The organism is [Clostridium] cellulosi, from assembly GCF_036762875.1.
Lineage (GTDB): Bacteria > Bacillota > Clostridia > Oscillospirales > Ethanoligenentaceae > Ruminiclostridium_D > Ruminiclostridium_D cellulosi.
Genome location: NZ_JBAIZF010000003.1, coordinates 105427 through 118329, shown reverse-complemented (window position 1 = coordinate 118329; position 12903 = coordinate 105427). Strand labels below are relative to the sequence as shown.

General features: G+C 44.8%; 11 protein-coding genes and 1 CRISPR repeat array (1 of these 12 only partly in view). Of the genes, 10 read left to right on the top strand and 1 reads right to left on the bottom strand.

Going from position 1 to position 12903, the window contains the following annotated elements:
• The first annotated feature begins 22 nt into the window (after window positions 1-22).
• The 3 genes from V6C21_RS01240 to V6C21_RS01230 all read left to right on the top strand — a co-directional run bounded on the left by V6C21_RS01240 (window position 23) and on the right by V6C21_RS01230 (window position 2998).
• The gene (locus V6C21_RS01240) at window positions 23-925 is read left to right on the top strand and encodes a phosphotransferase family protein (RefSeq protein ID WP_479268135.1); all 903 of its coding nucleotides are present in this window, start codon (window positions 23-25) and stop codon (window positions 923-925) included.
• A 93-nt stretch (window positions 926-1018) separates the two neighbouring features.
• Complete coding sequence (gmd, locus tag V6C21_RS01235; RefSeq protein WP_034843527.1) at window positions 1019-2041, top strand: GDP-mannose 4,6-dehydratase; 1023 nt, start codon at window positions 1019-1021, stop codon at window positions 2039-2041.
• Window positions 2042-2059: 18 nt separating this feature from the next.
• Window positions 2060-2998, top strand: coding sequence for a GDP-L-fucose synthase family protein (locus V6C21_RS01230; protein WP_034843529.1), 939 nt, complete (start codon window positions 2060-2062; stop codon window positions 2996-2998).
• A 164-nt stretch (window positions 2999-3162) separates the two neighbouring features.
• On the opposite strand, the gene V6C21_RS01225 is transcribed toward V6C21_RS01230, so the two are convergent.
• Complete coding sequence (locus tag V6C21_RS01225) at window positions 3163-3660, bottom strand: DivIVA domain-containing protein (RefSeq protein ID WP_051492592.1); 498 nt, start codon at window positions 3658-3660, stop codon at window positions 3163-3165.
• A gap of 493 nt (window positions 3661-4153) precedes the next feature.
• On the opposite strand from V6C21_RS01225, the gene cas3 reads away from it, so the two are divergent.
• The 7 genes from cas3 to cas2 all read left to right on the top strand — a co-directional run bounded on the left by cas3 (window position 4154) and on the right by cas2 (window position 11974).
• Window positions 4154-6340: a CRISPR-associated helicase Cas3' gene (gene cas3, locus V6C21_RS01220; protein WP_479268134.1), complete on the top strand. Its 2187-nt coding sequence runs from the start codon at window positions 4154-4156 to the stop codon at window positions 6338-6340.
• Between the two features lie 291 nt (window positions 6341-6631).
• Window positions 6632-7288 carry a type I-C CRISPR-associated protein Cas5c gene (gene cas5c / locus V6C21_RS01215; protein WP_034844198.1) on the top strand — a complete coding sequence of 219 codons (657 nt, stop codon included), beginning with the start codon at window positions 6632-6634 and terminating at the stop codon, window positions 7286-7288.
• Window positions 7285-9072, top strand: a complete 1788-nt coding sequence (gene cas8c / locus V6C21_RS01210) for a type I-C CRISPR-associated protein Cas8c/Csd1 (RefSeq protein ID WP_479268133.1) — start codon at window positions 7285-7287, stop codon at window positions 9070-9072. Before cas5c ends, cas8c begins: the two co-directional genes overlap by 4 nt.
• A gap of 1 nt (window position 9073) precedes the next feature.
• On the top strand, window positions 9074-9961 hold the full coding sequence (gene cas7c, locus V6C21_RS01205; RefSeq protein WP_034844202.1) for a type I-C CRISPR-associated protein Cas7/Csd2: 888 nt from the start codon (window positions 9074-9076) through the stop codon (window positions 9959-9961).
• A gap of 2 nt (window positions 9962-9963) precedes the next feature.
• Complete coding sequence (gene cas4, locus V6C21_RS01200) at window positions 9964-10629, top strand: CRISPR-associated protein Cas4 (RefSeq protein ID WP_479268132.1); 666 nt, start codon at window positions 9964-9966, stop codon at window positions 10627-10629.
• Window positions 10626-11657 carry a type I-C CRISPR-associated endonuclease Cas1c gene (gene cas1c, locus V6C21_RS01195; protein ID WP_479268131.1) on the top strand — a complete coding sequence of 344 codons (1032 nt, stop codon included), beginning with the start codon at window positions 10626-10628 and terminating at the stop codon, window positions 11655-11657. Before cas4 ends, cas1c begins: the two co-directional genes overlap by 4 nt.
• A 26-nt stretch (window positions 11658-11683) precedes the next feature.
• Window positions 11684-11974, top strand: a complete 291-nt coding sequence (gene cas2, locus V6C21_RS01190; RefSeq protein ID WP_034844230.1) for a CRISPR-associated endonuclease Cas2 — start codon at window positions 11684-11686, stop codon at window positions 11972-11974.
• A gap of 158 nt (window positions 11975-12132) precedes the next feature.
• Window positions 12133-12903: direct repeats of the CRISPR family, unit length 32 nt; unit sequence GTCGCTCCCCACACGGGAGCGTGGATTGAAAT; it runs 4720 nt beyond the window's last position.

Genomic DNA, 12903 nt, shown 5'->3' with positions numbered 1-12903 from the left:
CAACAAGTAGGGTGATATGACAATGGCTGATAAGCTGGCAAAGTACGTTGAATATGTCAAAAGAAAGTTTCCGCAGATACAAGTCACGAATGTTGGGTTCAACCTGACGGATGGAAATCACAGCGATGTTGTCATTATAAACGATGAGCATATTTTTAAATTCGCAAAATACGACTGGACGGCCTGTTATCTGGCAAACCAATGCAAAATAACCTCGTTTGTGAGCGAGTATATTGATACCCGCCTGCCGAAAATGGAATTGATTGAGGACAGCGCGGTTAAATGTGATTTTATTAAAGGGGCGCCGCTCACACGCGACCAGATACTGAAACTTAGCATCGGTGACCAGAACCATATCGCAAGGCAGATAGGCAGCTTTTTGCGTCAGCTTCACGCAGTGCCTCTTAAGGCGGCAAAGTTCTATAAAATCGGCGATGCGCAGGTGGATATTACAAAAGAAAATGTCTTGTCCGAGATAAGGGATATAAAGCGAAAAATATATCCCTACTGCGACAGCCTGTCTCAAAAAGCAATTGACGAAAACCTTGAGGTTGTCCTTAGCGACAAGAACTTCCTTAAATATACCCCTGCCGTCATACATGCCAACCCCAACCCTGCGGCCTTTATCTTCGATAAAGAGACGAAAAAGTTAAACGGAGTCATAGGATTTGGCTTTTCCGGCATAGGCGACCCGGCATATGACCTCGGCGTCATCCTCGAATGTTACGGAGAGGTATTCTTAAAGCGTGTCGCCAAGTATTACGGCGACATGTCGAATCTTATCAGCAGGGCCAGGTTCTATGCTTATTTTAATGGCCTGATGTGGGCAAAGAGGACGGCAGATATGATAACCACCAGGGACTTTTCAAAATTCAGGTTCTATCAATGCGCAAAGGACTGCATGCCGGTGGGGAGCCCGTGGTAAAACCGGAGCGGAACCATAACAAGGCGGCGCCCCGCGGCATATGATAACAGTAAAGTGGCGTAAAACAATAAATTAAGGAATAGTGAGGCTGCTATGAAAAAAGCATTGATAACAGGTATAACCGGACAGGATGGGTCCTATCTGACGGAATTGCTGCTTAAAAAAGGGTATGAAGTCCATGGGATAGTCCGCAGAAGCAGCAATGTAAATACCCAGAGAATTGAACATCTGCTCGCGGACGATTCCATCAGAGACAAAAAGCTGTTTTTGCATTACGGTGATTTAAACGACAGCGGCAGTTTAAGCAGGCTGCTGTATCAGATACAGCCATCTGAAGTATATAATCTCGCCGCGCAGAGCGACGTTAAAATCTCCTTTGATATACCGGAATATACGTCCGATGTTAATGCGCTCGGCACACTGAGGCTGCTCGGGAGCATAAAAGAGGTTGACCCGAGTATCAAATACTATCAGGCGTCCTCCAGCGAGCTGTTTGGAAAGGTGCGGGAAACGCCCCAGACTGAAAATACTCCCTTTTACCCGAGAAGCCCTTATGCCGCAGCGAAACTTTATGCCTATTGGATAACCGTAAATTACAGAGAAGCATATGGCATGTTTGCCTGCAACGGTATCTTGTTTAACCACGAATCGCCCAGAAGAGGCGAAAATTTCGTGACGAGAAAGATTACAAAGGGCATTTCGAATATATTGAAGGGCAAGCAGGATAAACTTATTCTCGGCAACCTCGACGCAAAACGCGACTGGGGTTACGCCGGGGATTATGTTGAGGCCATGTGGCTTATACTTCAGCAGGAAAAACCCGACGACTATGTTGTTGCCACCGGTGAGACCCATACGGTAAGGGAATTCTGTGAGCTCGCCTTTAAGTGTGTGGGTATTGATATCGCCTGGGAAGGCAGCGGCTTGAATGAAATCGGGGTGGACAGCAGAACAGGAAAACAGCTTATAGGGATAAGCGAGCGGTATTTCAGGCCGAGTGAAGTGGATCTGCTGCTCGGCAATGCGAAAAAAGCCCGCGAAAAGCTCGGATGGTCGCCGAAAGTATCCTTTGAGGAGCTTGTGAAAATTATGGTGAATGCAGATTTGAATCCTTGAATTTATGAGGTGAGCGTATTGGATAAAGGGAGCAAAATTTATGTAGCGGGCCATACCGGAATGGTCGGTTCTGCGATTGTCAGAAGCCTTGTCCGGCAGGGATATACGAATATCGTTTCGGCCACGCATAAGGAGCTTGATTTGACCAATCAGGCCCAGACCGAAGCCTTCTTCGAGCGGGAAAAACCTGAATATGTGTTTCTTGCCGCGGCTAAAGTCGGCGGAATTCATGCCAACGATACTTATCCCGCGGATTTTATTATGGAAAATATGGCAATCCAGTGCAACGTGTTAAGAAGCGCCTTTAAGAACCATGTCCGAAAACTGATGCTCCTCGGAAGCTCCTGTATTTATCCCAAAAAGTGCCCGCAGCCTATTAAAGAGGAGTACCTGCTGACCGGAGAACTGGAGCCGACAAATGAGGCTTACGCCCTTGCCAAGATTTCAGGCATTAAAATGTGCCAGTCCTACAATAAACAATACGGGACAAAATATATAAGCGTCATGCCCGCCAGCCTTTATGGCGTAAACGACAGGTTCGATATTGAGAATTCCCACGTCATTCCCTCAATGATAATCAAGTTCCACAAGGCAAAGGTAAATAACAGCCCCGTCGTTGAGCTTTGGGGAACGGGTACGCCGCTCAGGGAATTTCTCTATGTAGACGATATGGCGGATGCCTGCGTATATCTGATGAACAACTATGAGGGCAACGAGTTTATCAATATCGGCTCCGGTCAGGAGATAAGCATTCGGGAACTGGCGGAAAAGATTAAAAAGGTCGTTGGATATGAAGGCAAAATCGTATTCGATTCGAGCAAACCCGACGGCACTCCGAGAAGGGTATTGGACAATACCAAAATCTTTAAAACCGGATGGAAGCCGAAAGTCTCGCTGGACGAGGGCTTAGAAAGGGAATACAAGTACTACTTAGATAATATAGTGGGTTCGCATTAAAACGTATTGCATAAGCAAATTTTATGCCGGAAAAAAGCTTCCCGGCCGGCCTTTGCGCAGATGCCGGTCAGGAGGCTTTATTCCGGCGTTTTGTAACAGCGGTGAAGTAAATAATACATAGAGTTGTATACGCGGGAGAGGGAAGCGTTCCAAAATCAGGTACATCAGGGTGCCAGTTGCTTAATAATATCCAACTGGGCTTGCAGGAGCGATTCTGATTTCGCCTTGAAACTGTAGATCTCGTTCTTTGCCGTTTCGTATGCCATCTTAATCTTGTTGGCTTCGAGGTTGGCGTCATTGATTATCTTCTGCGCCGATTTCTCAGCTTCGCTGATTATGCCCTGGGCTTTTTCGGCGGCGCTGTTTTTGATTTCGTCGCTTGTCTGCTGGGCAAGCATCAGGCACTGCTGCATTGCCTCTTCTATAGCCTTATAACGCTTTAGTTCTTCTTTCAATTTCAGGTTTTCCTCTTCTATAGATTTATACTGCTCCAGCTTATCACTCAGTTCTAACTGCTCGTCCCTTAATTTGTCTATCTCTTCAATATATGATCTTATGTCTTCTTTTAATTTGCAAAACTCTCTCTCAACCTGACTTCTTTCATAACCAAAAAATGCTTTGCGGAAGGTATGCGTATTTGACTTTCTGTCGTTTAGGCCCATATATCTATTCCTCCCTTCAGCGGCGAGCTTTAAAACCTACTCTAAATAATATTCCTTAAACTGGCATTTGATTATCCTTTTATTCATCAACGGGGTAATTTTAGCCGGGCTGCTGATGACGGGGAGAGTTGTGGCTTGGGTATATCGGGCAAGTTGAAATTTGAAAGGGCATATGATACTATAATTGTAATAATATGTCGCTCCCCACGCGGGAGCGTGGATTGAAATTCTTAGTTTCTTTAACCACTGGCGCAATATTTTTTCAAGTCGCTTCCCACGCGGGAGCGGAAAAAAGACCTCCAAGCCTTATACTTTTCTTTTTTAAAAGCCAGTATAAAGTTTTTCTGCCAAATCAGCTTTAATTTTGTTTATTGTTTTCCGGGTGATAAGGAATGTATAAATGCTATTTGTGACAAAAAAAGTCGTAAAATGGTTTACTTTTTATGCTATTGATACTAAAATGTAGGTGAATAATAGATAGGTGGTCATTAATATGGTGAGTCCTGAAAAATATTATGCCCATACAAAGACCGACCCGAAAACCAATGAGGTGCTGGATCAAACCGAGTGGCAATTGCTTACGGAACATCTGAAGAATGTTGCAGAGCGTGCGAGGGAATTCGCGGACCCTTTTAACAGCGGTGAAATAGCATGGCTGTGCGGCCTGCTCCACGACATAGGGAAATACACTGCCAAATTTCAAAGGCGGTTGAGAGAGGGCGGAAATCTGGTTGACCACTCAACAGCCGGTGCGGTTGAGGCAAACAAGCTGTACGGCGATCTTGGATTTCTGCTCGGCTATTGCATCGCGGGGCATCATTCCGGATTGCCTGACGGAGGAAAAAACGCCGATACGCAGGATGACGCGACACTGCGCGGCCGGCTGAAGAAGCAGATTGAAAACTATGAGCATTATAAAGAAGAGATTAATCCTATTATAAGCCCTGACTGCAGAATTCCTATACGGCCCTTATATAAAATCGGGTTCTCGCTGGCGTTTTATCTCCGTATGCTTTACTCATGTCTGGTGGATGCCGATTTTCTGGATACTGAAAGGTCCATGAACGGAGATGTCGACCGCAAAATCGGAGAGAGTATTCAGGCACTTTATGAAAAGTTAGAGCAGTTTCTGCCGAAATTCTCTAAATCAGATACGCCAATAAATAAAAAGAGGACACATATTTTGAATACATGCCTGCAAAAAGCGGAGATGGATAAGGGAGCTTATACGCTTACTGTGCCCACCGGCGGCGGCAAGACCATAGCGTCTCTGGCATTTGCACTAAGGCATGCGAAAATACATAAGCTGCAGCGGATTATTTATGTGATACCGTACAATTCAATCATTGAGCAGAATGCAGCTGTATTTAAAGGTATATTGGGTGAAGAAAACGTGCTGGAACACCATTCAAATTTCAACTACGATGATTCCAGCGAGATGTTAACTCGTCAGAGGCTTGCTACTGAAAATTGGGACATGCCGGTAATAGTAACCACGACGGTGCAGTTTTTTGAGTCGTTATTTGGCAACCGCCCGTCGAAATGCCGCAAACTCCATAATATAGTCAACAGCGTGATTGTTTTTGATGAAGCACAGATGATTCCGCTGCCGTATTTGCAGCCATGCGTGCGGGCTATAGCCGAGCTCGTTTATAACTACGGTTGTACGGCGGTTTTATGCAGTGCTACACAGCCCGCGCTGGACAGTTTCTTCCCAAAGGAACTTGAAGTAAAAGAAATATGCGAGGACAAAAAGGAACTGTACGAATTTTTCAGGCGCACTACATTACAATTTGTGGGGCCTCTTTCGGATGAAGAACTGGCTGCAAAGCTGAATACTTATAATCAAGTTTTGTGTATTGTCAGAACAAGAAAACAAGCGCAGGCCGTTTTCAATCTATTGAATAAAGAAGGTGCCTTCCATCTTTCTACGATGATGTATCCGAAACACCGTTCACAGACATTAGAAAGAATAAAGTGCCGGCTTGACCATAAGCTGCCTTGCCGGGTTGTGGCGACAAGCCTTGTTGAAGCAGGTGTCGATTTGGATTTTCCGGTCGTATATCGTGCAGCGGCGGGGCTTGATTCCGATATACAGGCGGCCGGCCGCTGCAATCGTGAGGGCAAAAACGGTATAAGCCCGGTTTATATCTTTGAACCAGAGGGGAAATACCAGCATAATTCGGATGAGCAGAGACGATGGGAGGCGTTTGCTGACTCTGTTGCAAAACAGTTTAAAGAAGACCCGATGTCGCCTGAGGCTATCACTGCATATTTTACGCAGCTATATTACGCCGAGGACAAGGGGCTTGACGCTAAAAGTGTCATAAAACGCTTTGAAGACGGCTACGAAAAGGATCTTAGCTTCCCATTCGCAGAGGTTGCACAGAAATTCAAGCTAATCGACGATAAGGAAACGAGGACAGTGTTAATACCGGATTGCGATGAGGCAAAAGAACTTGCGGACAAACTGCGCGAAGGGCAGCATAGCAGGCAGCTTTTGCGTAAAGTTCAGCAATACAGTGTCAATATCTATGAGAATCATTATCGTGCATTGTACGATGCCGGATGTATTTCCGCTGTCGACAGTGAGATTGCTGTGCTGACCGATGATCATAAATACAGTAGGGAAACTGGTCTTGACGCGAGCGTCGATACTGGTGTGGGATTTTTTGTGTGATAAAATGCAGAGCAGGACGAAAGTCCTGCTCTGCTGAATGCTTTTTATAGATATCAATACCTATATTTCAACCCACAAATCTCGGTTAGCGAGATTTGACCTGTACTAATTATTATGAGCGAATCAGAAAAACATTCATAAACCAGTCGCTTATTACATAAACGTATAACAAATGCTTAGATTTCAATACCTATGAAATGGGGTGAAAGAAATTAAAAATAGAATTCAGACGGAGGTGACACAAGCAAAAAGCATTTTATAAAAAATTACAAAAGAAAGGAGAAGTGTGAAGTGGGATATGGAATCAAGATTGAGGTATGGGGCGATTATGCTCTTTTTACAAGGCCCGAAATGAAGGTTGAACGCGTCAGCTATGATGTTATTACGCCTTCCGCGGCACGAGGGCTTATTGAAGCCATATATTATAAACCTGCCATCAGATGGTTTATAGACAAAATAGTAGTCTGCAATCCCATCAAGTTTACAAACATCCGACGCAATGAAGTAAAGTCCAAAATTTCAGCAAGGAATGCAAAATCCGCCATGAACGGCACAGGGCGGATAAGCCCAATTTACACCCCGATTGATATTCAGCAGCGGGCGTCGCTGGTACTCAAAAATGTACGGTACATAATCGAGGCACATTTTGAGATGACTTCAAAGGCGGGTGAGAAAGATACGCCCGAAAAGCACTACAGCATTGTAATGCGCAGGCTTCAAAACGGGCAGTGTTTTCATCAGCCGTGTTTCGGATGCCGCGAGTTTCCGGCGAATTTTAGAGTTTTCGAGGGCGATCCGGATAAAGAGGGCATACAAGAAAGCCGCGACCTGGGATTTATGCTTTTTGACATGGATTATTCCGATCCGCGTAACATAAAGCCTTTGTTTTTCCGCGCGTCGATGAAAAATGGAGTTATTGACCTCAGAGACTGTGAGGTGGTTCAATGATACTCCAATCGCTGTACGAATATTATGAAATATTGGTCAAGGCCGGTGAAGTGCCGCACCCGGGTTACGTCATAGCCAATGTTTCATATGCATTGAATCTTTCGCCGCAGGGAGAACTGCTCAATGTCATACCTTTAAAGCAGTCGGTCACGCGAGGCAAAAAGACTGTTGAAGTGCCGCGCCCGATGGAAGTCCCCGAACAGGAAAAAAAGGCGTCGGGCATTAAATCTAATTTTCTTTGTGAAAATTCCAGTTATGTTTTAGGCGTCGATGCGAAAGGCAAACCTGAACGAGTAAAAAAGTGTTTTTCCGCCTTTGCAGAATTACATCACCGAATACTTGATGGCGTGGACAGCATACCAGCAAAAGCCGTACTTGCGTTTATTGACAGCTGGCAGCCAGAAAAAGCACAGAAATGTGAGGCGCTCAAGAACTTTTATAACGATATAATTGCCGGCGCTAATATAGTTTTCATGATACAAGGCATCGGATACGCACACCAAGACAAGGCAATAAGAACCGCTTGGGAAAACTACCGTTCAAAGAATTCAAGCAAGGTTTATATGCAGTGCTTGGTCACAGGCAAAGTTGAGCCTATTGCACGGTTACACCCCAGAATAAAGGGAATAAAAAACGCCCAAATGGTAGTATCGCTGGTTTCGTTCAACGAAAGCGCATTTGAATCATATGGTCATGAGTTAAAAGATAAAACCGGGCAAGGGCTGAACGCGCCGGTGAGTGAATATGCGGCCTTTGCATACGGAACGGCTCTTAACTACCTTTTGGCCGACACAGAGCATAGACAGGTAATCGGCGATACAACGGTAGTCTACTGGGCCATGAGCCCCAAAAAAATATACAGAGACCTTTTCAGTTTTGCACTAAACCCTGTTAAAAAATCTGATTCAGACGGCGAAATGGCTGTAGATAAGGCGGCTGAGGGGGAGTTAGAGGGTATTTTTAAAAGGATTGTACAGGGCAAGCCGATTTCGGAGGATACAAAATATTCATTTGACAGTTCTACACGGTTCTATGTACTGGGACTTGCCCCAAATGCCGGAAGGCTTTCGGTACAGTTCTTTTTGGCAAATACTTTCGGCAACATACTTGAAAACGTAGCGCAGCACTATCGCGATCTGGAGATTGAAAAATCGCCGTCCGATTTTGAATATCTGCCGGTTTGGAAGCTGTTAGATGAAAGTGTTCCGAGTATATCCCGCGAAAAGAATGCTTACCGTTTGCTGACGAGTGAAATGATGCGTAGTATGTTGTCTGGGTTACCGTATCCAGAGTTGTTTTTGAGCAATGCGATTATGCGTATCCGATCAGAACAGAACATTACCCGCGGCAAGGCCGCCATTATAAAAGCATGCCTTATCCGCAAAAAGGATGATAGATTAAAGGAGGTTTTAACGGTGTCATTAAGAGAGGAAAGCAATAACCGCGCCTATGTACTCGGCAGGCTGTTTGCGGTTTTGGAGAAGGCTCAGCAGGACGCAAACCCGGGCATAAATTCAACTATCAAGGACAGATATTTTGCTTCTGCCTGTACTGCTCCGGCAACCGTTTTTCCGATACTTCTCAGGTTAAGCAAGCACCATATTGCAAAGTCTGAATATGGAACTGTCAATGAACGCAGAATAAGGGATCTTTTAGACAAACTTGATGTGGAACAAGAGCCTTTCCCAGCCCATCTTTCACTGAATGAACAGGGCGTATTTATTCTTGGCTATTATCATCAGCAGAAGGCGATATATACCAAATCGGATAAGGAGGATAAGTAAGATGGATGCTATTAAAAACAGGTATGAATTTGTAATTCTTTTTGATGTTGAAAACGGAAACCCCAACGGGGACCCCGACGCTGGCAACATGCCGCGGATTGACCCTGAAACCGGATATGGGATTGTTACCGATGTATGCCTCAAACGCAAAATCCGCAATTATGTCCAGACAGTCAAGGGCAATGAGAGCGGTTACGGCATTTACATACAGGATACGGTACCTCTCAACACGATTGATAAAACCGCATTTGAGTATCTGAAGGTCGATGAAAACAATATCAAAGACGCAAAAAAGAAAGACCCTGAACTGGATACCAAGATCAGAGATTTTATGTGCAAAAACTTTTATGATATCCGTACATTCGGGGCGGTTATGACTACATTTGTCAAGGCGGCTTTGAACTGCGGACAAGTTCGCGGACCAGTTCAAATTGGGTTTGCCCGCAGTATAGACCCTATAGTACAGCAGGAGGTTGCAATTACCCGTGTTGCGATAACAAAAGAGGAAGACGCTGAAAAGAAAGGCACTGAGATGGGGCGCAAATACATTATCCCCTATGCCCTTTATCGGGCCGAGGGCTTTATTTCGGCAAATCTTGCCCAAAAAGTCACCGGATTCTCTGAGGAAGACTTAAATTTGCTGTGGGAAGCTATAAAGAATATGTTTGAACATGATCATTCCGCTTCCCGCGGCAAAATGGCAGTACGGGAACTTATTGTCTTTAAGCATGACAGTATTTTCGGCAACGCCCCTGCCTATAAGTTGTTCGAGACTGTAACTGTAGAACGCAAGGACAAAACAAAGCCTGCCCGCAAATACAGCGATTATTCCGTAAAGGTAAATACTGACGCATTGCCTGCCGGTGTCACCTGCCAAAGGATGCTCTGAATATGTACTATGCCGAAGAGGATTTTCTGCCGCTTTCAGGGATACAGCATTTTGCATTCTGCCGCAGACAGTGGGCGCTTATACATATCGAGCAGCAATGGGACGAAAATCTGCGTACTATTGAAGGTGAAATATTGCACGATAAAGCGCATGATAACTTTTTTGATGAAAAGCGCGGCGGTGTAATTATTTCCAGAGGTATGCCTATATTCTCCCACACTTTAGGTGCTCGAGGCGTATGCGATGTTGTTGAATTCCGTGAGAATAAAAGTGGCATAAATATCCCGGGCAGAGAAGGGCTGTATCTGCCTGTGCCTGTAGAATATAAGCGCGGCAAGCCAAAGGAAACCGATGAGGATAATCTGCAGCTTGCCGCCCAGGCTCTCTGCCTTGAGGAAATGTTCGCCTGCAGCATACCTGCGGGATATCTTTACTATGGTGAAACAAGGCATCGTACCAAAGTGACGCTGGATCCAGAACTGCGTCAACGTGTTATTGATATGTTTACGGAAATGCATGAGATGTTTGCTCGCAGATACACACCAAAGGTCAAAACTGGCAAACAGTGCCGCGCATGTTCAATTGCGGGACTATGTTTGCCGCGGCTTTGCAAAAACAGATCGGCAATATCATATATTCAGGAGCATCTGGGGGAGGGTTTGTCATGAGAAAACTACTCAACACGCTGTATGTCACTTCCCCGAATGTATATCTTTCGCTCGACGGTGAGAATATCGTCGTTCTGAAAGAAAACAATGAGGTTGCACGTCTGCCGCTTCACAATCTTGAAAGTATTATAGTTTTCAGCTATATTGGGGTAAGTCCTGCGTTGATGGGAGCGTGTGCAAAACGCAATATTGCTTTGAGTTTCCTCACACCAAACGGCAAATTCCTCGCCCGGGTGGTCGGCGAGGTCAGGGGCAATGTCACGCTGCGAAAGGCCCAGTATCGAATTTCTGAAAGTGAGGAGCTAAGTCTTAATATTGCGAAAAGCTTTATTATCGGCAAGGTGTATAATGCGAAGTGGGTGATAGAGCGTGCAATACGCGATTATGCTTTACGTTTAGATGTAGTGCACCTTAAAGATGTTTCAACCGTGCTTTCAAAAAGTCTATCTTTGATTTCAAAAAGTGCATCTTTGGATGAACTGCGCGGCTTTGAAGGTGAGGCGGCAAGTAATTATTTCAGCGTTCTTGATGACCTTATTCTTCAACAAAAGAATGATTTTTACTTTACCGGACGCAATAAGAGACCTCCAACTGATAATGTGAACGCCATGCTCTCTTTCGTTTATACACTGCTTGCGCATGATGTTGCTGCAGCTCTCGAAACTGTAGGCTTGGATCCATATGTTGGATTTATGCACCGTGATAGGCCGGGCCGTATTTCACTGGCACTGGATTTAATGGAAGAGTTGCGAAGTGTGTTTGCAGACAGATTCGTGCTCTCGCTCATTAATAAGAGGTGCGTAAAGAAAGAAGATTTTTGCCAAAAGGAAAACGGCACCGTCCTTATTAATGATGATGCGCGCAAAACCATCTTATCGGCATGGCAGTCGCGAAAACAGGAACAAATAAGACATCCGTTCCTTGAGGAAAAAATTGAATGGGGCCTGGTTCCATATGTGCAGGCTATGCTGCTTGCAAGATTTATAAGGGGTGATCTTGACGCATACCCACCGTTTATGTGGAAGTAATTATTAACTGTGGGCAGGTGATAAAATTGCTTGTACTAATTACTTACGATGTCAATACTGAAACTGCTTCCGGCAAGAAACGGCTGAGACAGGTGGCAAAACAATGTGTAAATTATGGTCAGCGCGTTCAGAATTCAGTTTTTGAATGTGTTCTGGATGCAGCAAAATGCCGTGAACTTCAGTATAAATTGGAACAGATTATTGATAAGGATAAGGACAGTCTGCGATTTTATTACTTAGGAAATAATTATAAGGGAAAGGTTAAGCACATAGGTGCTAAGCCTTCCTTTGACATTGAGGGGGTATTGCTGGTTTAGTGCGAATGGTATGTGAACATAAAAATGTAGTGAATTCGCACCCCATAAGAAGGGTTTATAAGCAGTATTTTATCTTGACAAAAAGCTTTTTTTATTCTATTTTGTAAAAAAGATGATAAAATAGACTGGCCTATCAAAGATATTTGTTTATTTTTGCTGTCGCTCCCCACACGGGAGCGTGGATTGAAATTTTCTGCTTCAATCATTTGTTGAATGAGAACGGCACCGTCGCTCCCCACACGGGAGCGTGGATTGAAATTAAAAGTTCCTCATACGAAACAGCCCCCGCATGATAGTCGCTCCCCACACGGGAGCGTGGATTGAAATTTGTTTTGCGAAGGTAATTGCATAGCAATGTTCGAAGTCGCTCCCCACACGGGAGCGTGGATTGAAATGTTCTGTGTAGCGGGTAAATCAATATATGCGTTTGGTCGCTCCCCACACGGGAGCGTGGATTGAAATTATACGTTTTCAAAGAAGATTAACTCCACACTCAAACGTCGCTCCCCACACGGGAGCGTGGATTGAAATTGATAAAAGTTTTGAGGACGATAACAGACTAACCCGTCGCTCCCCACACGGGAGCGTGGATTGAAATCATAAAAAATTGGGAATGGTACAGGTTTTAAAGATTGGTCGCTCCCCACACGGGAGCGTGGATTGAAATTTCCCGAAATTTGCGCGGAATCTATAGCCTGTTGAGTCGCTCCCCACACGGGAGCGTGGATTGAAATATTAACTATCTGCTTAAATTCACATTGCAAAGTCGGGTCGCTCCCCACACGGGAGCGTGGATTGAAATCCAATTTTTTATGGAACGACAGACCCATGGAGGCGAAAGTCGCTCCCCACACGGGAGCGTGGATTGAAATTTATTACTCTTATATTGTATTATAATTGCGTATAGTCGCTCCCCACACGGGAGCGTG